Genomic DNA, 24,054 nt, shown 5'->3' with positions numbered 1-24,054 from the left:
CATAAGTAAAAGTACACTTATAAGAGAAAATAATAAAAGAAAAGCATAGAAGGGGATTAAACCTCTTCTTTTTTATAGTAACCATCCTACTTTTGAGTAGGGTGGTTTAATATTTAATTATTTTTCAGTTTAAATAATTTATAAAGACATTTATCATTTAGTTTAGTTCTACAATAACCATCACTAAAGTGTAAGATACTACCTATTTTATACCAAGTATATGGATTTTTACTTAAATATCGCAATTGAACTAATTGTTTTTCTTTATCATTCAATTGTTTTAGACCAATATCAATTTTAGATGTAATATCTTTATAGTATTTTTTATTATCATTTAGTAGTTTTAAATGATTGAGAGTATTTGTATCATTTTTAGTGTTAGATATATTTATAGTATTTATTTCTATGTCTAATATTTTTATAAGTGCAGTTAACATATTATAGCTACCTAATATATTTTTATATTTATTACGTTCTTCAGTAGTTAAGTGAATCATAAATAAAGCCCTCCTTAAATTAGAATAATTGAATTTAAGTTAGTAACTTTGATTTCTTTTTATTATTTATAAATTGATTTCTTGCAAATAGTCTATAGATATTTGTTTCGCTTTTAGGAATTGATTTTAAAGTTTCAGAAATATCAGTTGAGTTAATTTTTCTATTATTAATTTTAAAATTAGAGTTAGTAAGAATTTTTAAAGTTTGATTTACATTATTAGTTAGTATATATAATTTACAAATTATAATATCAATGGGTTCATTATTAGCTATAGATATAGAGTTAACAATATTAACAGTATCATTATAAATTTTAATTATAGGTTTATATTTTTGGTTAAGTGAATTTAATCTATTTTCTTTAATTAAAGATAAATCCATTATTCGACCTCCTTAATATAGTGTGTTTAGTGTATTATATAGCAAATTAAGTAAGTATACAATTATGGGAATTAAATACAAATAGGACATATTTAGAGTATGTGACATAGGGTTATTAATAATGTTATTAATATTAGATATAGTGGGGATTTAAAGAGATTTATAAAAAAGGACAAAACATATATTATGAGGCATTTATATATAGATATATGAAGTATATGTATAGCTATGAGGCGATATAAGGCTAATAGAATGTAATTTGTAAGCAAAGACAAGTATTTTATATATTAGCTTTAAGCAAAAGCCTGTATATGCATTATGAATAAGAATATAAGATAATATCTGTTATAGGGGAGGGGTATATTAAGAATTTTTATTTAATTAAGTAAGTCCATGGTTAGCACTTTTTCTCCGCGGATTTTCCCCATACGAATTTTTTCAGATTTATAATGCAAAATAAAATAATAAAATATAAGATGAATCAATCAACCAAGCCATTTTTATAAAGGTATAATGGTATAGAAATTTATTAAAATTATTAAAAAAAGTATATAAAATAGTATAAAAAATGCCTATTTATATAGCCCCCGTATTAAAAAAAATTATATTTTTATAACTGGTATCGGTCGGGTAATGGTAGAGACAATAGATATTTTTTTTAGTTTCACATGAGGGGGGGTATGCACCCTTAAAAAAAGGGTGCATTTTATACTATTTTTAGAAGAAATGAGAGAGTGATTATGAATGAAAAGTAAGTTTAAGTATTAGCGATAAGGCTTATAAAGACTATATTTAAATGGAAGGTATTTTACAATATGGGTTTATATATAAATACAATTAAGTTATGGAAAATGAGTTTAATTGGAAACGCAACTCGCACACAAAAAAATGGTGCAAAGTCTAAAAGGGTGCAATTGTTGGGAAATAAATTTTGTATTAATAAAATGTAATACATTGATAATAATGATTGTTTTAATATATAAATTAATCTATTATTCATAGAAGGAATTTTATATTAAATATTGAATTAATTTTTTTAGGAGGATTTATGAAAAAGAAATTTTTTATTATTAATTGTATTATGATGTTTTTATTAATAATAGTGTATGAAATTCCCGAATATATAATTAAATTAAATGATTTTGTATTATTAAATTGGGTTAATTTTGCATTTGCAAGTATTTTTACTATAATTAGTATTTTCAATTCTAATTCAAATAATTATTTTTTTATATAAGATTATGAGCAAGAGTAATGATAAAACATCTACACGGATTTTATGCAAAATTGGAATTTCATTAATAGTTTTAATTATAGGCATTTATATATTTATTGGATTTATTTTATATGTATTTGCTACTTATCCTGAGCATATTGTAGAAAAAGATGGTAAAAAGATGGTAGCTATTGTAGATAGCTTTTTACAGGTTAGAGTAGAATGTTACGATTATATAAATCCGTTCGTAAGAGATAATAAACTAAGAATATACGAGGATTATGGAATTGGAGGATATGATCCATTTGATTCAAAGGAAAAAATAACACCTAAAAGAATTACATATTATAATAATAATGAAGAGATAATTAATGAGATAGAAAAATAAAATGAATTTATGTATTAAATCAAAAGGATAAGATTAAAGATCTTATCCTTATTTTATTAGCATAGAAGGACTAGAAGTTATATTTTAGGTTTGAATAAAAGTAATATTAGAAAGTTTATTTTATTGAATTAATAATTTTAGGAACTTGATCTTTCATGCTGTTGTATGTAGAGTATTCCGAATTATTATCTGGAAAGCCTATATCAGTAGGGCCACCAATAAAATATTTATTATTTTTTATATTTATATATTTTTTGGAATTTATGCTGTCATATTCAGAGGAGTTTATTGATTCAGTATTAGCATTAGCAATAATGAATAAAAGACCTTTTAAATTATCTGACTTTTGTGGTTTAAAATATACAGATAATGAATCTTTAGATTCTTCAACCACATACTTATTAGTCCAATTTTTAGGAAATTTAATTGTTAAGTTTAAGGTTTTAGATTTATATGGAATAGATGGAATATTTGAATATACCTTATAACTTAATAATAAAAGTATCAATATTATTAGTGAAATTGATATAAATTTTTTCATTAGATTTTACTCTCCTTATACTATTATAAGTATATTTTAGGTGAATAAATTTTAGTGCACAATATATAATAAATAATTTAAAGAGAATGTTTACAATTAATAGGTTAGGAAATATAGTACTAAAAATTAAAAGTTTATAAGAGTAAAATATGATTGATAGGAGATTAAAGCTCGTATTCTTTTATTTATATATTGGTGTAAAATATTTAACGGATCTATTGATGAGAATAGGTAATTGAGTATAGAGAATTAATAATAAAGAGATTATATAAGAATTTAATAAATACAAGTAGTAACATATGCACATATATTTGTGTTTAGAAAAAAATTAGTTGACTATATTTTAAAATTTAAGGTAATAAAATTCTAGATTGTTATTAATATATATTTAAAAAATGTATGATTATTTTATCATTTTTGGGAGATAATATAATACTATATTTATTAAGAAAGCTTATTAAAATAATAGAAAAAGTTAACATGTTAATATATGAGAAAGTATTGAAAAATTTATTATCAATGGTACAATTTATGTAAGATATAGGTTGTACTAATTATAAATAGGAGTATGACTTATGAATAAAGGTTGTAAAAATGTTATATATAAAGAGGTGTATAATATGTGTAGTTCAAGATGCAATATTAATATGAAAATAGAAATAAAAGAAAATAAAATTAATAAAGAAAAAAATATGGATAAAATATACAATTTGCTTAATAAGGAAATAAGAAATTTGGAAAAATCATTTTATAGTGATGAAGAACAGTTGTGGGAATTAAGTATAATAAAAGAAGAAGCAGAAGAAATAAAAAAGAATATAATAAATAAGTTTTTTAACAATATAGTATATAAAAAATTTATTGATTACAAATATAGAGAATTATATACAAAAATATTTAATAATATAAAAAATATAAATAATAAAAAAATAGAGGATAGAGATAGTATAATGTTTGATTTTTTAAGTGAGATTTTTTCAAATATATATGATTATACAGATATTATTTTAAATAATTTTATAAATGAAACTAAAAATAATAATGGAAATAATTATGATACTGGGGAAAAAATAGATATACAAAAGTATTCAATAATAGTTAATAATAAAAAATATTCAAATACAAAAAATATATATAAAGATAATTTAGGTATAGCAGCATAGTATATAAATAAGGAGTTTTGTTTTAGATGGATAATAAAAAATATAGTGAATTTATAAAAAATTTGGAGATAATGGATATTAGGTTAAATGAAGTTAATACAAAATGTTTAAAGTATATTGAGGAAATAGATAGTTCATTAGAAGTAGAATTGACTTATGAATGTAAAGATATAGAAGTAAAGACTATTAATGAAATTAATATGTATCCTAAATTTAATGTTAAACTTAAAAGTGAAGATGGAGATGAAGTATGCTTAGTATTAAATTTAAAATTTAATATAAAATATAGTGTTAAAAATTTAGATTCATTTAGTAGAGAATATGTACAACATTTTACTGATAAAAATGTACCTATAAATATATGGCCTTATGCAAGAGAAATAATTAGTTCAATAACTTCTAGAATGGGTTATCCATCATTAATAATATCACCATACAAAGGATAAATAAGCTATGATAGAGTTTAAAACTAATCCAAATTCAACTAGAATAAATAGTTGTGAAATTGATAAATTAATTGGGTTTATATTTTCTAATAAGAAATATATAAAAATTACTATAAATATTCTTGCTAGAGTTAGATATAATATAAATGATAAAAATGAATTAAATAGTACAATTGATAATGATCCTATTTCAGAACTTGTAATAAAAGACGAACACATAGATGAGTATAAGTCTGTTATGTATGATTTTTATAATTGTGATGATGATGTCCTTAACAAAAGAAGAGGAAGACTTTTAGAAAAGATTATGGATAGAATAGGAGTTATCAATAATATTATAGAATTTGATAAAATAGAAGAGGCACTAGTATATAAAAATGGTGTATTAATATCAAAAAAGGATATAGATACAGTTTATAATGGTAATAAGATAGAATTGCAGGAATGTAAAGCAACATTAACAAATAATTGCAGGCCACCATTTTATAAAAATAATTCTGATAGAAAGAAATTTGAGTTGATGAATAGTATTAGAGACCATGTTGATAATGGTATAGAAGTGTTTCCTTATTTAGTAACATATTCAACAAGTACTAAAAAATGCTTAAGATTTCTTGCTAGATACAATATAAATAATTTAATGATTATATCAGGAAATGATATAGAAGAATTATGCAATAGATCTTTTGGATAAGCTTTAAAAGTACAAGCACTAGATTATAGAAGTTAAGAAGTAATAATTATATTTTGTAAATAGTGAAGAGTAGCCTATTATCTTAGATAGACTACTTTTTAATTTAAAGTTTAATAAATTTTTTTATTACTTTTTGAGATATTTATGTTTAAGAATCTTTAAAAGTTTTTATTGTAGAAGTGGTAAAAATAGTGGTAAACATAAAAAGAAAGCACTATCGAAATACTGATAAAGTAAGTGATAGTGCTATTCTTATAAAACTATGGTGCCACCAGTGGGAATCGAACCCACACGGTAAAACCGCATGATTTTGAGTCATGTGCGTCTGCCAGTTCCGCCATGGTGGCATAAAATAAATATAATATATATCAATGAAATAAATTATATCAGAATTAACAAAAAAATTCAATTATTAAATTAAATGAAATAAAAACTTACCAAAAATATAAAAAAATTTAATATTACAGTTGTTTGATTGGTGTACATTTGCTAAAATATAACTAGGATAAAACTAACCCAGTGGGATGGTTTTTGACCTAGCTAGAAAAGTAAACTAAGTTTTTGTACATAAAAAAACAGTTTATAATCTAATAATTAGGGAGGAGAAATTAGAATATGATGTATTCAACAGAAGTTCAAGAAATGTGTGTAATTGCTAAAGGCCCTAACCATGGTCCAGCACCAATTCCTGAAGAAGGAAAATGGGTTTTAGCTAAAGAAGTAAAAGATATCTCAGGTCTTACTCATGGAGTAGGTTGGTGTGCACCTCAACAAGGAGCTTGTAAACTTACTTTAAATGTTAAGGATGGTATAATCCAAGAAGCATTAGTAGAAACAATAGGATGTTCAGGAATGACTCATTCAGCTGCTATGGCTTCAGAAATATTACCAGGAAAGACTATATTAGAAGCATTAAACACAGACTTAGTTTGTGATGCTATAAATACTGCAATGAGAGAATTATTCTTACAAATAGTATATGGAAGATCTCAAACTGCATTCTCAGAAGGTGGACTACCTATAGGAGCTGGTCTTGAAGATTTAGGTAAAGGACTTAGATCACAAGTTGGTACTATGTATGGAACACTTGCTAAAGGACCAAGATACCTTGAGATGGCAGAAGGATATGTAACAAAAGTTGCTTTAGATGAAGACAATGAAATTATTGGATACAAATTTGTTCACTTAGGTAAAATGATGGAATTCGTTGCTAAGGGAATGAGTGCTAACGAAGCAATGGAAAAAGCATCAGGACAATACGGAAGAGTTGAAGATGCTGTTAAGTTAATAGATCCAAGACATGCATAATTTAAATTAATTTGTAAGGAGGAATTTAATCATGGCATTATTTGAAAGTTATGAAAGAAGAATAGATCAAATCGTTCCAGTACTTAATAAATACGGAATGGAAAAAATAGAAGATGCTAAGGCTGTATGTGATGAAGCAGGTATAGATCCATACAAAATCGTAAAGGAAACTCAACCAATCGCATTTGAAAATGCTGGATGGGCTTATACTTTAGGAGCTGCTATAGCTATAAAGAAAGGTTGCAAAAAAGCTGCTGATGCTGCTGAAGCAATTGGAGAAGGATTACAAGCTTTCTGTATCCCAGGATCAGTTGCAGATGATAGAAAAGTTGGTTTAGGACATGGAAATTTAGGAGCTATGCTTTTAAGAGAAGAAACTAAATGCTTTGCTTTCTTAGCAGGACATGAAAGTTTTGCTGCTGCAGAAGGTGCTATTAAAATAGCTGAAAAAGCTAATAAAGTAAGAAAAGAACCATTAAGAGTTATATTAAACGGTCTTGGAAAAGATGCTGCTATGATAATCTCAAGAATTAATGGATTTACTTATGTTCAAACTGAGTTTGATTTCTATACTTCAGAATTAAAGATCGTTAAAGAAAAAGCTTATTCAAATGGAGAAAGAGCAAAGGTTAGATGTTTTGGAGCTAATGATGTTAGAGAAGGTGTTGCTATAATGCATCACGAAGGAGTTGACGTATCAATTACTGGTAACTCAACTAACCCAACTAGATTCCAACATCCAGTTGCAGGAACATATAAGAAAGAGTGTGTAAATGCTGGAAAGAAATACTTCTCAGTTGCATCAGGTGGTGGTACTGGAAGAACTCTTCACCCAGATAATATGGCTGCAGGTCCAGCTTCATACGGTATGACTGATACTATGGGAAGAATGCACTCAGATGCACAATTTGCGGGATCATCATCAGTTCCAGCTCACGTTGAAATGATGGGTCTTATCGGAATGGGTAACAACCCAATGGTAGGAGCTACTGTTGCTGTAGCTGTTGCTGTAGAAGAAGCAATGAACAAGTAAAATAAGCTTTTTATGTAAAAGTATTAGATTATAAATATTTGTTTTTAAGCGCGTATTTATCTTATATAGATACGCGCTTTTTTATATACATTATATTTTAAATACAGAATTTATTAAAAAATAGTTTATTTAAAATTATTAAGTTTTTTAGTAAATATATTATTTTTAATTTTCCATTTGCCTTTTGATTTTTACAAAAAAATCATTTTTCTTGAATAGTGGTTGTATTTTGATTTTTTATATTTGTTGTAGCAAATGGTTATTTTAATGGGAGTTTATAAGTTATAATTGTATTTTCTATTAATAATGTAAGTATTTTTTGTTTTTTAGTAATAAGACACCAAAGTGTTGATGTTTTTTGTAAATATTTAATATTATAATAATATTATTAAATATAATTATTGAAATAAGTAGTAAATTTAATAAATTAATATAAAAAGACTAAATATTAACTTATTATACACAAAAAATTAATTAAATTAATTTTAAATATATAATTAAAAGGTAAAATAATAATATAAATAATTAATCAAAGGATGAGTAAAATGAGGAGAAAAAACATAAGGGACAATAAAATAAGAGTAGCTAAAATTAGAAATAAAAAAAGGAGGAGAAAAAATAAAAAAATAATTGTAAGCATTATAGCACTTATTTTAGTTATTTCAGGAATTAGTATTTTTATACATAGTAGCAACAAGTCAAAAGGAATTAATGCCACTGCAAAAGAACAACAAGTTAAAGAAGAAAATAATAATAAAAATTTAGATGCAAATAAAGAAAAATTAAATAATGAAGCTAATAATGGAGAAAATATTATAAGTTCAGCAGAAAGCTATGCAGTTCCAGCTAATGAAGTAGCTCAAATGATAGCTGGAAACAGTAAAAATAATGATAAGGAAATTTTCTTAACATTTGATGATGGTCCAAGTCCAAATACTACTAAAATACTAAAAATATTAAAAGAAAAGGGTGTTCATGCAACATTCTTTGTAATGGGAAATAATTTAAAAAATAATGAAAAGAATCAGAAATTATTAAAAGATGAATTTGAGTCAGGAAATGCAATTGCAAATCATACTTTAACTCATGATTACAAAAAATTATATCCTAACAATAGAGTTAATGTATCTTATTTTATGAAAGAAGTAAAAGATGTTAATAAAATGATGGAAGATATTTTAGGTTCTAATTTTGACTGTAGAGTTCTTAGAATGCCTGGTGGATATATGTCAAGACGTTATTATAAAGATGAAGGACTTCCAAGTTTAAATAAAAATTTAGACAATGCTCATATAACATCAATAGATTGGAATGCATCAATTGGAGATGGTTCTTCAAAACATTATACAACAAAACAAATAATAGCAAATTCAGCTAGATACATGAAAGAACAAAAACATATGATATTATTAATGCATGATGCTGGGGCAAAGGTTGAAACAGTAAAAGCATTACCAGAGTTAATAGATTTTTATAAAGAAAAAGGATATTCATTTAAAGTAATTAAAAATGCTCCAATAGATTCTTTTAAGGATTTACCTACAAATTCAACTAAAACAGATTCTAATCAAGGACAAAAAGGCAAATAAAAAATAGAGGTTTTTACCTCTATTTTTTTATGATAAAAACTATTCATAATTAATTAACTAAATGTTAATTGCAAAATATATTATATCAAAGTATTATTTGTACATAGTTAGTACGCTAATTAATAGTAATTTAGATAAAGTATGTATTAACTAAATTAGAATTTAGAGGTGAACTTTATGTCAGCAGAATTATTAAAGGCAATTATATTTATATCATCAGCACTAGTATTTTATACAATAGGTGTTTGGTCAGAGAAGAAACAAGGAATACTTAAAAAATGGCATGTTATAATATTTTATATAGGTTTAATTTGCGATGCTTTAGGTACACACTTTATGAGTAATATAGCAGGAGGTTTTAAAGCTAATCTTCATGGTGTTACAGGTCTTTTAGCAATTTTATTAATGCTTTTCCATGCAATATGGGCAACAGTAGTACTTATAAAGAATAATCCAGAATCAAAAGCTAAATTTCATAAATTTAGTATAATTGTTTGGGCAATATGGTTAATTCCATACTTTACAGGTATGATTGTTGGTATGAATAATATACATTAGCAATAAAAAGATTCCAAATTGAAATTTATAAAAAAATATGATAGTATCAATTTATTATATATTTTTAGGAGGATAAAAAATTATGGTAGAACCCGCCCCGGGGAGCATTATACCCCAATTAATATTAGTATTCATTTTAACAGCAATTAATGCATTTTTTTCATCAGCTGAAATGGCAATAGTGTCAGTAAATAAAAATAAAATAAAAATATTAGCTGAAGATGGAGATAAGAGAGCAAAACTATTAGAAAAGATAATAGAAGATCAAAGTAGTTTTTTAGCTACAATACAAGTTGGAATTACTCTTGCAGGATTTTTGTCTAGTGCAGTAGCTGCAACAGGTATATCAGGAATGGTTTTTGAAAAACTTAAAAATTTTAATATTCCATATAAGAATCAAATTTCAATTATTGTTGTAACTATATTACTTTCTTATATAACATTAGTTTTTGGTGAGCTTATTCCAAAGAAAATAGCACTTCAAAGAAAAGAGAAGATAGCATTATCATCTGTTAATATAATTTACATGACTTCTATAATAGCCAAACCATTTATAAAAATTTTATCGATATCATCTTCAATTATTTTAAAGCTTATAAGATTTAACGAAAATAAAAGTGAAGAAAATGTATCTAAAGAAGAGATACAAGCTCTAATTTTAGAGGGAGAAGCAGAAGGTGCTATAGATGAAGATGAAAAGGACATGATAAATGGTATATTTGAATTTAATGATAGATTATCAAAGGAAATAATGACATCTAGAAAAGATACTTATTTAATAGATATATGTGATGATGTAAATGAGTATTTAGATGATTTAATAAATTTTCAATATTCAAGAGTGCCAGTTTATGAAAATGATATAGATAATGTAATTGGAATACTTTATATTAAGGATTTTTTTGTTGAAGCAAGAAAAGTAGGTTTTGAGAATGTAAATATAAGAAAAATTCTTCACAAACCATATTTTGTTCCAGAAACTAAAAAAATAAACGAATTATTTAAAGAGTTACAAAGTAATAGAAATCATATGGCTATATTAATTGATGAATATGGTGGCTTTTCAGGAATTGTAACTATGGAAGACTTAATTGAAGAAGTTATGGGCGATATAGATGATGAATATGATTTAGATGGTCCAGATATAAAACAAATAGATTTAAATAAATATTTAGTTAAAGGAACAATAAATATTTACGAATTTAATGAAGAGTTTAATTCAAATATAGAAGAGGGAGATTATGATACATTAAATGGATATATAATAACCCAAATCGGAGAAATACCAAAGGAAGATATAGATATACAACTTACTATTGAAAATCTTATTTTGAAAGTAACTAAAGTTATGGATAGAAGAATTGAAGAAGTTGAAGTTGTACTTATTAATTAATATAAATTTAATTTAACAAATTTAAGATTAATCTAGATATAGTTTATTTAGATTAATCTTTTTTATTTTATAAATATTACTAAATATTATTTATTAGAAATTAATCTATAATATAAAATGTAGTATTATAATTATTTATTAAATATAGAGCAAAAATACTATAATTGGCAAAATACGTATAATAATTAACTTTTTAAGGGTATAAAGTTCGTATATTTTTATAAAAAACATAAAAAAAATTAAAAGGTTTAAAAAATATTCGGAAAAAGGGTGGAAATTTAGTGAAAAATATTATATTATAGTTTTCGGACAAAAATATTAATGAGAGAGTGATTAAATGAGAAACTTCTTTAAAAAAGATGGATTACTTGATAATTATTTTGAAATAACAAAAAGTGGTTCTACTACTAAAACAGAATGTGTTGCAGGTCTTACAACATTTATGACAATGGCTTACATATTAATTGTTAATCCATCAATACTTGCAGCTGCAGGCATGAATCAGGGTGCAGTATTTACTGCAACAGCTCTATCAGCTTTAGTTGCTACATTACTTACAGGACTTTATGCTAAATTACCATTTGCTCAAGCACCAGGAATGGGACTTAATGCTTTCTTTGCATTTACTGTAGTTGTTGGAATGGGATATTCATATCAATTTGCATTAACTGCTGTATTTTTAGAAGGAATTGTATTTATATTATTAACATTATTTAATGTTAGAGAAGCAATAGTAGATTCAATACCAGATTGTATAAAAAAAGGAATTTCAGTTGGAATAGGACTTTTAATAGCACTTATAGGATTAGAAGGAGCTGGAATAGTTATTCATCCAAAAGACGGAGGAACAATAGTAGCACTTGGAAATATTACAAAGGGTGCTGGACTTCTTGCAATAGTTGGATTAATAATAACAGCAATCTTATTAGCAAAAAATGTTAAAGGAGCACTTTTCTTTGGAATGATGATAACTGCAATTATAGGAATTCCATTTGGATTAACTCCAATGCCAAAAGCATTAATGAGTGCACCACCTTCAATAAGCTCAGTTTTATTTGATTTTGAATGGAATAATATTTTTTCAATAGATATGGTAATAGTTTTATTTACTTTATTATTTATGGATTTATTTGATACAATAGGAACTTTAGTTGGAGTTGCTACAAAAGCAAAAATGCTTGATAAAAATGGAAAAGTTCCAAATATTAAAAAAGCACTTCTATCAGATGCAATAGGAACAACTTTTGGAGCTTGTGTTGGAACAAGTACAGTAAGTACTTTTGTTGAAAGTGCAGCAGGAGTTGCAGAAGGTGGAAGAACAGGTCTTACAGCAGTAGTTACAGCTCTTATGTTCGGATTATCATTATTTTTTGCACCAATATTTGCATCAATAACACCAGCTGTAACAGCATCAGCTTTAATATTAGTTGGATTATTTATGATAGAACCAATTAGAGAAATAAATTTAGAAGATTATACAGAATCAATCCCAGCATTTTTAACAATGATTATGATGCCATTTTCATATAGTATTTCAGATGGTATTATATTTGGAGTAATTTCATATATTCTTCTTAAATTATTTACAGGAAAGTGGAAACAAATAAGTATAACAACAGTTATTATTGGATTTGTATTTATATTAAAGTTTTTAGTTTAGTATAAATATATTAATTAATATATTTAATTTATAATATTTAAGTAGCATTTATTAATTTAAGTGCTACTTTTTTGTATCAACTAATAAAATAGAACATAAACCCCTTTATTACTTAATGATTAAATTGTATAATAGTACAAATGATATATTTAAAAAGGACTGAGATTATGAATAGAAATTTTAAGATGGCAATGTACTTTCTAATTACTATTTTAGTTATTGGAGCAGTTGCTACTTTAATGATAACAATATTACCTTATGTAATACTTATTGGATTAATAATTTGGGCTATATTTAAAATTAGAAAGTATATTAATCAAAAGAAAAATAAATATAATACTTATGAAGAAACTACAACCTACACAAGCTCAAATGATAATATATATAATGAAGAAAATAATGATGAAGATTATGATACTTCAAAAGCAATAGATGTTGATTATGAAGATGTGGACAAAGAGTAGGCTATGGTATTTCCGTAGCTTATTTAGTTGAGGTGAAAATATGAATTTTAGAAAATTAAGAATATTTTATGAAACTGCTATAAATTTAAATATGACAAAGGTTGCAAAGTCTTTGTATATAAGTCAACCTTCTGTAAGTCAAGCAATACAAGAATTAGAAGAAGAACTTGGGGTAAAAGTTTTTGATAGAATAGGAAAAAGATTAACTCTTACATATGAAGGAAAAGTTTATTTTAATTATGTAAGAAGAATACTTAATTTATATGATGAAGGTGTTGATACAATACGACAAATAAACAATAAAGAGCAAGGGAAGATAGTTATTGGAGCAAGTACAACAATAGGAACATACATACTTCCAGCTATAATTAAAAATTTTGTGGAGAAAAATAAAGGGATAGATATCTCTCTTATAATTGAAAATACTGAAAACATAGAAAAAATGATTCTTCAAAATAAAGTTGATTTTGCCTTTGTTGAAGGAAATATTCATTCAGAAGAAGTAGTATATGAAAAAATATGGGAAGATGAGCTTGTATTCATAGCACCTTATAATCATAAATGGTCTAATAAAAAATATTTAAATAAAGATGACATAAAAAATGAAAAATTTATTATGAGAGAAAAAGGAAGTGGAAGTAGAGAAATAGTTGAGATTTATTTAAAAGAGCATGGAATTAAATATAAAACTTTTATGGAGTTAGGCAGTACAGAGGCTATTAAAAAAAGCGTAGAAGCAGGACTTGGAATAGGATGTATTTCTAAGGAATGTGCCCTTGAAGAAGTAGAAAGAAAAGAACTTATTAAAATTACATTTAATAAAGAAAGAATTTATAGGGATTTGTTATTAGTAGCACATAAAGATAAGTTTATAAGCAATAATATGCGAGAATTTATAGAAGAAGCAAAACAAAAAATTTAAAAAGCTTGGAGTAATTAAGCTCCAAGCTTTTTAGTTTAAAATGCAAAATTTCCGTCCTTAAAGACTTGAATTTCTTTTCCATCATGAGTTACACCAATTATATTAAGATCCTTTGATCCTACCATAAAGTCTACATGAGTTAATGAAATATTAGAAGATGCATTAATAAGTTCTTCATCATTCATTTCTTCTCCACCTTTTATGCAAGAAGGGTAAGCTTTACCAAGTGCAAGGTGGCAAGATGCATTTTCATCAAATAATGTATTATAAAATAAAATATTTGAATTTGATATTGGAGAATTATAAGGAACAAGAGCAACTTCTCCAAGATATCTAGATCCTTCATCTGTATCTAAAAGTTCTTTTAAAGCATCATAGCCTTCTTCGGCTGTAAAATCTATTATTTTACCATCTTTAAAAGTGAATGAAAAATTATTTATTAAATTACCACTATAATTTAATGGTTTAGTTGAATATACTATACCGTTTATAGCATCTCTTTTTGGAGTTGTGAAAATTTCTTCTGTTGGCATATTTGCAATAAATTCAACTCCTTCTTTAGTATGGTCAGCACCTCCACACCATATATGGTTTGGAGCAAGACCTATTTCTAAATTAGTTCCTAAACTATTTTTGTATACTAATTTATCAAAATTATAATCTTGAAGTTTTTTCATTCTTGACTCTAAACTTTCGCAGTGTTTTTCCCAAGCTTCATTTGGATTTTCTTCTTTAAGTCTCATAACAGAGAAAATAGCATCCCATAATTTATCAATAGCTTCATCTTCACTAACATCTTTAAATACTTTAGTAGCCCATGCTTTAGTAGGCATTGAAATAACACACCAAGAATTTTCATTATTCATTAATTTATCTGAATAATTTCTAAGGGAAATACTTCTAGCTTTAGATGCAGAAGCGATTTTTTTTGAGTCTATTCCATTGAAAAGGGATGGATTACTTGCAGAAATTGAAATGAAAGAAGCACCATTGTCAGTAAAATAGTTATATTTATCGATTTCATACTGAGGAATATTTGATAGAGTTTCACAACTTGCATTTTCAAATCTTAATCTTGTAAATAATTCATCAGAATAATTTATATATACATCCTTTGCTTGAGCTTTATAAGCTTCACTACATAAAAGTCTTGCAAAAGGTGCACATTCTATTGGTGAGTTAATAAATAATAACTTACCTTTTTGAATATTAACTCCTTTTGAAATAACTAGATTAGCATATTTTCCTAATAAATTTTCGAATTTATCCATTCTAAAACACCTCCCATATTTTAATTATAATTTTAACATATAAATTAAGTTGTTTGCAAAGATAATAGGTAATAATTAACCCTTATATTTGTTGTAAGTAAAGTTAATAAGTAATATAATATATTTACTTAAATTTGTTTAATTTATACATAATAGAACGGAGTGCTTTAATATGTTTGATATATTACAAAGGTTAGTAGACAAAAATAAAGTTTATGGAAAAGAAGGGCAGTTAGCTTCATATATTCCAGCATTGTTAAAAGCTGATGTAAATGATTTAGGAATCGCAGTAGTTGATTTGCAAGGAAAAGAATATTTTGCAGGTGAGTGTGAAAAAGTTTTTACTATACAAAGTATTTCAAAAATTGTGAGCTTAATGATTGCATTAAGAGATAATGGAAAAGAAAATGTACTTAAAAAAGTTAATGTTGAACCAACTGGAGAAGGATTTAATTCAATAGTAAAATTAGAAACAACTGATACAGGAAGACCATATAATCCTATGATTAATGCAGGTGCTATAGTCACAACTTCTCTTATTAAAGGAAAAACAGAAGAAGAAAAACTTAAAAGACTTATAGACTTTATAAAAAAAGCTACAAATAATGATAATATTACAATTAATGAAGAGGTTTATATATCAGAAAAATTAACAGGAGATAGAAATAGAGCATTAGCATATTTCATGAAAAGTAGTGGAATATTAGAAGGAAATGTAGAAGAGGTATTAGACCTTTATTTTAGACAATGTTCAATAGAAGCTAATGCAAGAGATTTAGCTAAATTTGGAGCAGTTCTTGCAAATGATGGTATAATTCCTTGGAGCGGTGAGAAATTAATAGATAAGGAAATTTGCAAAATAGTTAAATCTATAATGGTTACCTGTGGTATGTATGATGCATCAGGAGAATTTGCAGTAAATATAGGTATACCTGCAAAAAGTGGTGTAGGTGGAGGGATACTTGCTTCTGTTCCTAAAAATATGGGAATAGGCGTTTATGGACCTGCATTAGATAAAAAGGGGAATAGTATTGCAGGATTAAAAATATTACAAGATTTATCTAAGGAATTAGATCTTAGTATTTTTTAATTTACTTGTTACTTTTAATTTAATATGAAGTGTTATAATAAAGCATCGTGGGATATAATTATAAAAGAAATAGAGCTTAAGGCTTAAATAGGGAGGAATATATGAAAAAATTACTTATATTAGATTCTAACTCACTTATGAATAGAGCCTTTTATGCATTGCCACCTCTTACAAATAGTGAAGGTGTTCATACAAATGCTATATATGGGTTTACAAATATGTTGTTAAAGATGAAAGAGGATATTAAGCCAGACTATATAGTTGCAGCTTTTGATAAAAAAGCACCAACTTTTAGACATAAAGAATATGAAGATTATAAAGCAGGAAGAAAGAAAATGCCTGAAGAACTTAGAGAGCAATTTCCCTTAATAAAAGAAATGTTAACTCTTCTTGGAATAAAAATATATGAATTAGATGGCTTTGAAGCTGATGATATAATTGGAACAACTGCAAAACTTGCAGAAAAAGAAGGTATGGAAGTTTATGTTGTTACTGGAGATAAAGATGCCCTTCAATTAGCTGATAATCATATAAATGTTGTTATAACAAAAAAGGGAGTATCAGAAACCGCTGAGTACAATAAAGAATCATTTATTGAAGAATTTGGGGTAACTCCTACACAATTTATTGATGTTAAAGGACTTATGGGAGATAAATCAGATAATATTCCAGGAGTTCCAGGGGTTGGAGAAAAGACAGCTTATAAATTAATAAAAGAGTATGGTTCAGTTGAGGAAGTTTTAAGAAATATTGATAAAATTAGTGGTAAAAAATTAAAAGAAAATCTTGAAACTTATAGTGAACAAGCAATATTTAGTAAGAAGCTTGCTACTATAATGACTGAAGTTCCAATAGAAAATATAATAGAAGATATATCAGTAGAAAATATTATTAATAAAGAAGGTTTAAAAAAATTACTTTTAAAACTTCAAATGAAATCTTCTCTTGTAAAATTTATTGGAGAAGAGGAAAAAGAAGAAGTAAAAACTAAAAAAATAAATTCATTAGCTGAATTAAAAGATTTATTAAAGAAAGAAAAAAATTATTATATTACTTATTTAATAGAGGAAGCTCCTTTAAATTCAAAGAGAAGACTTAGAAAATTATATTTTGGAGAAGAAAATATAAGTATTGTATTTAATTTTGAAGACTTTATAAAAAGCAATGAAGAAGAAACAATATCTATATTAAAAAATTTCTTTGAAGATAAAAATAAGAAAAAAGTAATACATGATGGTAAATCATTAATTAAAATATTAACTAGAATGGATATAAACATAGAAGGCTTTTTCTTTGATACAGAAATAGCTGCCTACATTATAGATTCATCTAAAGGTCAATATCCTCTAAGTAGCATTATAGAAACTTACATTGGAGATGAAGTTAAAAAGGGTGAAGAAGGTTTACTTCAAAGTGTAAGCTTTATGAAAAAGCTTTATGAAATTCTTAATTCTAAAATTAAAAAAGAAAATATGGAAGATCTTTATTATAATGTAGAGCATCCTTTAATAACTGTTTTAGCTTACATGGAGGAAAATGGTTTTAAGGTAGATGAAGAAGTATTAGATGAGTTAGCAATTAAATTCAAGAGGGAAATTGATATAGTCCAAAAGGAAATTTATGAATTAGCTGATGAAGAATTTAATATAAATTCGCCAAAGCAACTTGGAAAAATTTTATTTGAGAAATTAGACCTTCCTGTTATAAAGAAAACTAAAACAGGATATTCAACAAATGTTGATGTTTTAGATAAACTTAGAGACAAACATCCTATAATAGATAAAATAACTTATTATAGACAAATGACTAAAATAAATTCTACTTATGTAGAAGGAATGAAGTCATTAATAGATGTAGATGGGGCTATTCACACAACATTTAATCAAACTGTAACTACAACAGGAAGATTATCAAGTACTGAGCCAAATCTTCAAAATATCCCAATAAGATATGAAATGGGAAGAGAAATAAGAAAAATATTTATAACTAGAGAAAAGACAGATAAACTTTTATCTGCTGACTATTCTCAAATAGAACTTAGAGTTTTAGCTCATATAAGTAATGATGAAAATATGATAAATGCATTTAAACATCATAGTGACATCCATACAAAAACTGCATCAGAAGTATTTAATGTACCTGTTGATGAGGTAACTCCATTAATGCGTTCAAGAGCAAAGGCAGTTAACTTTGGAATTGTTTATGGAATAAGTGATTTTTCATTAGCTCAAGATTTGGGGATTACTAAAAAAGAGGCAGGAGAATATATGGCTATATACTTTGATAGATATCCTAAAATAAAAGAATATCTAGAAAATATAGTTAAAGATTCTAAAGAAACTGGGTATGTAACTACAATATTAAACAGAAAAAGGTTTATACCAGAGATTAAATCTTCTAATAAAATAGTTAAGGCATTAGGAGAAAGACTTGCTATGAATGCACCTATACAAGGAAGTGCAGCAGATATAATAAAGATAGCTATGATTAATGTATTTAATAGACTGAAAAAAGAAAACTTAAAGAGTACTCTTATACTTCAAGTTCATGATGAACTTATATTAAATGTAAAAGAAGATGAAGTTAAAGAAGTAGAAAAATTAGTAAAAGAAGAAATGGAGAAAGTTTTTAAACTTAGTGTACCATTAGATGTAGATTTAAACTTTGGTGATACATGGTATAGCACTAAATAAAGGAGACGAGGTTTATTATGATAAAAGTTGGCCTTACTGGTGGAATAAGCACAGGAAAAAGTACAGTCTCTTTAATGCTTAAAGAAGCTAAATTTAACATAATTGATGCTGATGTAATATCGAGGAATGTTTTAGTAAAATATCCTGAAATATTAGAAAAAGTTAGAGCACAGTTTGGAGAAGGCTTTTTTGACTGGCGAGGAGACTTTAGAAGAAAAGAATTTGGTAATCATATATTCAGGTTTCCAAAACAAAGATTAAAGTATGAAAATATTATAATGCCTTATATAAAAAAAGAAATATTTTCTGAAATAGATAGATTAGAAAAAAAAGGTGAAAAAATAGTAATAGTAGACGCCCCTACATTAATAGAAACAAAACTTAATGAAGAAATGGATTTTGTTATATTAGTGTCAGTAGATCATTCAACTCAACTTCAAAGACTAAAAGCTAGAGACAAGTTAAGTAATAATGATGCACTAAATAGAATTAATTCACAAATGCCTTTAGATAAAAAGAAGGAAGTTTGTAATATAATAATAGATAATAATAAAGAGTTATTATATACTAAGGAGCAAGTAGATGATTTTATAGATTTTATAAATGAAGTAATTTGATAGGAGCATTAGAATGAAGTTTAAAAAGATAATAATCTGTTTGATGGTTATAGTAATTGCCTTTTTAGGTATAAAGGTTGGATTAAAAAAATATGTTTTTCCATACAAACATAAGAATATTATTAATGAATATAGTAAGAAATATAATTTAGATCCATTATTTGTATTATCTATAATTAAAGCTGAAAGTAAATTTAATTCTAATGCACATTCACATAAAGATGCAGTTGGTCTTATGCAAATAACAGGAGAGACTGGAAAGTGGATTGCAGGAGAAATGGGAATTAAAAATTATTCAACTAATATGCTTTATAATGAAGAAATAAATATAAAAATGGGTTGTTGGTATTTAAATAATCTATATAAAGAATTCAAAGACAAGGATTTAGTAATATCGGCATATAATGCAGGAAGAGGTAATGTTAATAAGTGGCTTAATGATCAAAATTATTCTAAAGATGGCAAGGCCATACATTATATACCATTTCCTGAAACTAAAAACTATGTAGAGAAGGTAAATATATATTATAAAATTTATAAATATTTATATAATTAAAATGTAGCTGATTATTTTTTGTAATCAGCTACATTTTTGAATAGAAAGAGGGGGAGATATTTGAAAAAATTAAAATACAAAAATTACGGAATAATATTTTTATTATTATTACTTGTCCTAATAGCTGTAAGAATAGCTATGCCTTACATATTACCAATTAATAGCGGAGTTACTTATAAAAATAATCCAGTTTCAGAAAGAGAAAATATATTACTAAATTTTTTAGATAATAAGTTAACTCTTAAAGATGGAGGAATTAAAACAAATTATAAAGATGAGAAATCACAAGGAGATATAACAAAGGGATATTCTGTTTTATCAGAATCAGAAGGAATGATGCTTTTGTATTATTTAGAAAGAAATGATGAAGAAAAATTTAATGATACATTAAAGTATATTAAAGATAATATGATTCTTAAAAATAATTTGATTTCATGGAGAGTTACAGGAAAAAATAAAGAATCTACATCAGCAACAATTGATGATTTAAGAATAGTAAAGGCACTTTTATTAGCAAATGAAAGATGGGGAAAATTTGAATATAGAAAAATGGCTGTTAAAACCTTCAAGGCTATAAGTAAAAATTTATTAGATAATAATTTATTAAGTGATTTTAATGATGGATACAATAAAAGTAATATAACAACTCTTTGTTATATTGATCTTCCTACATTAAAATATTTAAGCAATATAGATTATGCATGGAAAAAAGTATATACAGCTTCTATTAATGTTTTAAATAATGGATATATTAGTGATAAAGTTCCGTTATATAAAAAATCTTATAACAGAGAAACTAAAAAATATGATAATGGTGATGTTGATACATTGCTATCTTTAATTTGTATATTAAATAAAGCAGAAGTTTCTGAAAGTACATTTAAAAGTGTTAACTGGCTAACAGAAAAATTTAAAACTGATGGAGCAATTTATGCAAAATATAATTCTAATACTGGAATTAAATCATCTGATGTTCAATCAACATCAATTTATGCATTACTAGTAAGAATAGGAGAAAAAACAGGAAATAAAGAATTATATAATATGGCTCTTAAAAAACTTAAAGACTTTCAAATAATTAATAAAAATAGTCCAATTTATGGAGCCTATGGAGATCCTAAAACTTTACAAGTATACTCTTTTGATAATCTAAATTCTTTATTAGCATATAGATGTGTAAAATAATTATAAAATACTCTAGAGAATAAGTTTTTTTCTAGGGTATTTTTTTATAAAATAGTAAATAATAGATTTAAAATAGAAAAATATAATTTAATTAATGACTTATAGTCATTGAATATGTTATAATCTTTACATTATTAATTTTTAAAGAAAGGAAGGCTTTATGAGAAATATTTTAAAGATTTTTAAGAGGGACATAAAAAAAGTAGTTACTAATTGGGTTGCAATTGTAGTTCTACTTGGACTTATAATATTACCTTCATTATATGCATGGTTTAATATAAAATCATCATGGGATCCATATGGAAGTACAAAAGGCATTAAAATAGCAGTGGTTAATGAAGATAAAGGAGCAGATTTTGGAGGAAAAGATTTAAATGTTGGTAATAAAGTAACAGAAGAACTTTCAAAAAATGATAAAATTGGATGGCAGTTTGTAAATAAAGAAAAAGCAGATAATGGAATAAGAATGGGAGAGTACTTTGCAAGTATTATTATTCCAGAAGATTTTTCAAAAGATTTAATTTCACCAGCTTCAAACAAAATAGTAAAACCAAAGCTTATTTATACAGTAAATGAATCTTCAAATGCAATAGCACCAAAAATTACTGATAAAGGAGTTAATACTTTAAAAGAAAATGTTGATAATACAGTTTCAGAAACAGTAAATGGTATAATATTTAAAGTTTTAAATAATGTTGGCATAGAATATAAATCTTCTAGAGATAAAATTAGAGAAGTAGTTGACTTAATATATAAAGTAAATGATAATATGCCAGAAATTGAAAATCTAATAAATAAAGCTTATGATGGAACAATTACAATAGATCAAATGCTTACTAAAATAGATAAGATTATTCCTAATTTAGAGAGTACATTAAAGGATGCTAATGGTGCTTTAAATAAAGGAAAAACTTTTCTTGATAAATCAAAGGAAAGCTTTAATAGTCTTTCACCAATAATAAAAGAAGATCTAATATTTGGAAGAGATTTATTAAATGGATCAAGTGAGATTTTAGGTAACGTATCACAAAAATATGATAAGGAAACACTTCTTAAAGTATTAAATAATGCAAATAATAAACTAACTACAGTAAATAAAACTTTAAGTTCAGTTATAGATATATTAGAGTCTATAAATAAAATAAGTAATAAAGATTTAATTGGTAATACACTAACTAGATTAAAGGCAATTGAAAGTAAAATATCATCTGTAATAGAAGAAATAAACAAAGATATAAGCTTAGTAAATAATAATAAAGTATTACAACCTGAGTCTATTGTTAAATTAAAGAATAAAGTAGATTCAATATCATCAAATTTAGGAGAAATAATTTCAAAATATGATAGTAATATTGTACCTGCTATAAATGGATCATTAACTAAATTAGATGATATGTCTAAAAATGCTATATCTTTAATAGACAGTACTCAAAATGTAATGCCAGATGTTAAAAATGTATTATCATTACTTTCAAAGGGAACAAAACTTACAAATGAACAATTAATAAAAGTTAAAAAGGATTTTCCAGAATTTAAAAAGTCATTTAACAAAATGGCTAATCAAATAAAGAAAATAGATAATAAATCTGGAATAGATGAAATTCTTAAAATTATTACAGGAGACTGGAAAAAACAAACAGATTTCTTAGTTAGTCCTGTACAAATTGAAACTAATAGATTATTCCCAGTTCCTAATTATGGTTCAGCAATGTCACCATTTTATACAACTTTAGCATTATGGGTTGGAGGATTAATACTTGTTTCAATTCTTACAGTTAAGGTAAAACCTTTTGAAGATGGAGAAGTTCCAAAGCCTATTGAAGTTTTCTTTGGAAAATATTTAACTTTTGTTACAATAGGAATACTTCAAGGTGCAGTTGTTACATTGGGAGATATATTTATATTAAAAACCTATGTAATACATCCAGTATTATTTGTATTATTTGGAATGTTTGCAAGCTTAATATTTATAACTATAATATACTCGACAGTTTCTGTATTTGGAAATGTTGGTAAAGCTATATGTATAATATTTTTAGTACTTCAAGTTGCAGCATCAGGAGGTACATTTCCAGTTGAAGTTATGTCAAATTTCTTTAAGGAAATAAATCCAGTACTACCTTTTAAGTATGCGATACAAGGTATGAGAGGATTAGTAGGTGGAGTTGTACCAGAACTTATGCAAAGAGATATAATTATATTAATTATTGTAGCTTTAATATTTATGATTATAGGTATATTCTTAAAGAAACCAATAAATAAAACTAGTGAAAAGTTTGTTAATAAGCTTAAAGAAAGTGACATTGTAGAGCATTAAAATTTAGTACAAAAAAAGACTGGCATTTAATTTTTAACACTTAAATTAATTGACAGTCTTTTTGTTATTAA

Annotated in this window: 23 protein-coding genes and 1 tRNA gene; 19 read left to right on the top strand and 5 right to left on the bottom strand. The window is 25.5% G+C overall.

Annotated elements, in window-relative coordinates; genetic code table 11:
- Positions 1 to 113 precede the first annotated feature (113 nt).
- Together J2Z53_RS02490 and J2Z53_RS02485 are read right to left on the bottom strand one after the other, a co-directional pair.
- On the bottom strand, positions 114 to 497 hold the full coding sequence (locus J2Z53_RS02490; RefSeq protein ID WP_209795639.1) for a hypothetical protein: 384 nt from the start codon (positions 495 to 497) through the stop codon (positions 114 to 116).
- 34 nt (positions 498 to 531) lie between these two features.
- A complete protein-coding gene (locus J2Z53_RS02485; RefSeq protein WP_209795638.1) occupies positions 532 to 879 on the bottom strand; it encodes a hypothetical protein in 348 nt (115 codons plus the stop codon).
- A gap of 1,048 nt (positions 880 to 1,927) precedes the next feature.
- On the opposite strand from J2Z53_RS02485, the gene J2Z53_RS02480 reads away from it, so the two are divergent.
- Together J2Z53_RS02480 and J2Z53_RS02475 are read left to right on the top strand one after the other, a co-directional pair.
- Positions 1,928 to 2,116 (top strand): hypothetical protein, encoded by a 189-nt coding sequence (locus J2Z53_RS02480; protein WP_209795637.1) that lies wholly within the window; start codon positions 1,928 to 1,930, stop codon positions 2,114 to 2,116.
- A gap of 4 nt (positions 2,117 to 2,120) precedes the next feature.
- The gene (locus J2Z53_RS02475; RefSeq protein WP_209795636.1) at positions 2,121 to 2,483 is read left to right on the top strand and encodes a hypothetical protein; all 363 of its coding nucleotides are present in this window, start codon (positions 2,121 to 2,123) and stop codon (positions 2,481 to 2,483) included.
- A 115-nt stretch (positions 2,484 to 2,598) separates the two neighbouring features.
- Here the strand turns inward: J2Z53_RS02475 and J2Z53_RS02470 are convergent, their stop codons facing one another.
- Positions 2,599 to 3,024: a hypothetical protein gene (locus tag J2Z53_RS02470; protein ID WP_209795635.1), complete on the bottom strand. Its 426-nt coding sequence runs from the start codon at positions 3,022 to 3,024 to the stop codon at positions 2,599 to 2,601.
- A gap of 575 nt (positions 3,025 to 3,599) precedes the next feature.
- On the opposite strand from J2Z53_RS02470, the gene J2Z53_RS02465 reads away from it, so the two are divergent.
- The 3 genes from J2Z53_RS02465 to J2Z53_RS02455 are packed head-to-tail and all read left to right on the top strand — an operon-like array spanning position 3,600 to position 5,327.
- Positions 3,600 to 4,187 (top strand): hypothetical protein, encoded by a 588-nt coding sequence (locus tag J2Z53_RS02465; RefSeq protein WP_209795634.1) that lies wholly within the window; start codon positions 3,600 to 3,602, stop codon positions 4,185 to 4,187.
- Between the two features lie 26 nt (positions 4,188 to 4,213).
- Positions 4,214 to 4,633, top strand: coding sequence for a protein-export chaperone SecB (locus tag J2Z53_RS02460; protein ID WP_209795633.1), 420 nt, complete (start codon positions 4,214 to 4,216; stop codon positions 4,631 to 4,633).
- Between the two features lie 7 nt (positions 4,634 to 4,640).
- Complete coding sequence (locus J2Z53_RS02455) at positions 4,641 to 5,327, top strand: hypothetical protein (RefSeq protein ID WP_209795632.1); 687 nt, start codon at positions 4,641 to 4,643, stop codon at positions 5,325 to 5,327.
- Positions 5,328 to 5,590: 263 nt separating this feature from the next.
- Here J2Z53_RS02455 and J2Z53_RS02450 read toward each other — a convergent pair.
- A tRNA-Leu gene (locus tag J2Z53_RS02450) sits at positions 5,591 to 5,674 on the bottom strand.
- A 268-nt stretch (positions 5,675 to 5,942) separates the two neighbouring features.
- Here J2Z53_RS02450 and J2Z53_RS02445 point away from each other — a divergent pair.
- The 8 genes from J2Z53_RS02445 to J2Z53_RS02410 all read left to right on the top strand — a co-directional run bounded on the left by J2Z53_RS02445 (position 5,943) and on the right by J2Z53_RS02410 (position 14,254).
- Positions 5,943 to 6,635, top strand: coding sequence for an iron-sulfur cluster assembly scaffold protein (locus tag J2Z53_RS02445; protein WP_209795631.1), 693 nt, complete (start codon positions 5,943 to 5,945; stop codon positions 6,633 to 6,635).
- Positions 6,636 to 6,666: 31 nt separating this feature from the next.
- On the top strand, positions 6,667 to 7,668 hold the full coding sequence (locus J2Z53_RS02440) for a GGGtGRT protein (RefSeq protein WP_209795630.1): 1,002 nt from the start codon (positions 6,667 to 6,669) through the stop codon (positions 7,666 to 7,668).
- Between the two features lie 545 nt (positions 7,669 to 8,213).
- The gene (locus J2Z53_RS02435; protein ID WP_209795629.1) at positions 8,214 to 9,257 is read left to right on the top strand and encodes a polysaccharide deacetylase family protein; all 1,044 of its coding nucleotides are present in this window, start codon (positions 8,214 to 8,216) and stop codon (positions 9,255 to 9,257) included.
- 177 nt (positions 9,258 to 9,434) lie between these two features.
- A complete protein-coding gene (locus J2Z53_RS02430) occupies positions 9,435 to 9,815 on the top strand; it encodes an HsmA family protein (RefSeq protein ID WP_209795628.1) in 381 nt (126 codons plus the stop codon).
- 79 nt (positions 9,816 to 9,894) lie between these two features.
- Positions 9,895 to 11,208: a hemolysin family protein gene (locus tag J2Z53_RS02425; RefSeq protein ID WP_209795826.1), complete on the top strand. Its 1,314-nt coding sequence runs from the start codon at positions 9,895 to 9,897 to the stop codon at positions 11,206 to 11,208.
- Between the two features lie 337 nt (positions 11,209 to 11,545).
- Complete coding sequence (locus tag J2Z53_RS02420) at positions 11,546 to 12,868, top strand: NCS2 family permease (RefSeq protein WP_209795627.1); 1,323 nt, start codon at positions 11,546 to 11,548, stop codon at positions 12,866 to 12,868.
- A 167-nt stretch (positions 12,869 to 13,035) separates the two neighbouring features.
- Entirely contained in the window at positions 13,036 to 13,332 is a 297-nt protein-coding gene (locus J2Z53_RS02415; RefSeq protein ID WP_209795626.1) for a hypothetical protein, read from the top strand.
- A 40-nt stretch (positions 13,333 to 13,372) separates the two neighbouring features.
- The gene (locus tag J2Z53_RS02410; protein WP_209795625.1) at positions 13,373 to 14,254 is read left to right on the top strand and encodes a LysR substrate-binding domain-containing protein; all 882 of its coding nucleotides are present in this window, start codon (positions 13,373 to 13,375) and stop codon (positions 14,252 to 14,254) included.
- A 35-nt stretch (positions 14,255 to 14,289) separates the two neighbouring features.
- Here the strand turns inward: J2Z53_RS02410 and J2Z53_RS02405 are convergent, their stop codons facing one another.
- Entirely contained in the window at positions 14,290 to 15,525 is a 1,236-nt protein-coding gene (locus J2Z53_RS02405) for an aminopeptidase (RefSeq protein WP_209795624.1), read from the bottom strand.
- Between the two features lie 172 nt (positions 15,526 to 15,697).
- Between J2Z53_RS02405 and glsA the strand changes: the two genes are divergently transcribed.
- The 6 genes from glsA (at position 15,698) to J2Z53_RS02375 (ending at position 23,983) form a co-directional block, all read left to right on the top strand.
- Positions 15,698 to 16,615 (top strand): glutaminase A, encoded by a 918-nt coding sequence (gene glsA / locus J2Z53_RS02400; RefSeq protein WP_209795623.1) that lies wholly within the window; start codon positions 15,698 to 15,700, stop codon positions 16,613 to 16,615.
- Positions 16,616 to 16,716: 101 nt separating this feature from the next.
- Positions 16,717 to 19,308 (top strand): DNA polymerase I, encoded by a 2,592-nt coding sequence (polA, locus tag J2Z53_RS02395; RefSeq protein ID WP_209795622.1) that lies wholly within the window; start codon positions 16,717 to 16,719, stop codon positions 19,306 to 19,308.
- A gap of 17 nt (positions 19,309 to 19,325) precedes the next feature.
- Positions 19,326 to 19,925 carry a dephospho-CoA kinase gene (gene coaE, locus J2Z53_RS02390; RefSeq protein ID WP_209795621.1) on the top strand — a complete coding sequence of 200 codons (600 nt, stop codon included), beginning with the start codon at positions 19,326 to 19,328 and terminating at the stop codon, positions 19,923 to 19,925.
- Between the two features lie 13 nt (positions 19,926 to 19,938).
- Positions 19,939 to 20,481 carry a lytic transglycosylase domain-containing protein gene (locus tag J2Z53_RS02385; protein WP_209795620.1) on the top strand — a complete coding sequence of 181 codons (543 nt, stop codon included), beginning with the start codon at positions 19,939 to 19,941 and terminating at the stop codon, positions 20,479 to 20,481.
- 60 nt (positions 20,482 to 20,541) lie between these two features.
- Positions 20,542 to 21,666, top strand: a complete 1,125-nt coding sequence (locus J2Z53_RS02380) for a glycosyl hydrolase family 8 (RefSeq protein ID WP_234925750.1) — start codon at positions 20,542 to 20,544, stop codon at positions 21,664 to 21,666.
- A gap of 160 nt (positions 21,667 to 21,826) precedes the next feature.
- On the top strand, positions 21,827 to 23,983 hold the full coding sequence (locus J2Z53_RS02375) for a YhgE/Pip domain-containing protein (RefSeq protein ID WP_209795619.1): 2,157 nt from the start codon (positions 21,827 to 21,829) through the stop codon (positions 23,981 to 23,983).
- Positions 23,984 to 24,054: the final 71 nt, after the last annotated feature.

This window comes from Clostridium moniliforme, assembly GCF_017873235.1.
Classification (GTDB): Bacteria; Bacillota; Clostridia; order Clostridiales; family Clostridiaceae; genus Clostridium; species Clostridium moniliforme.
This window is presented reverse-complemented; position numbering and strand designations above follow the sequence as displayed.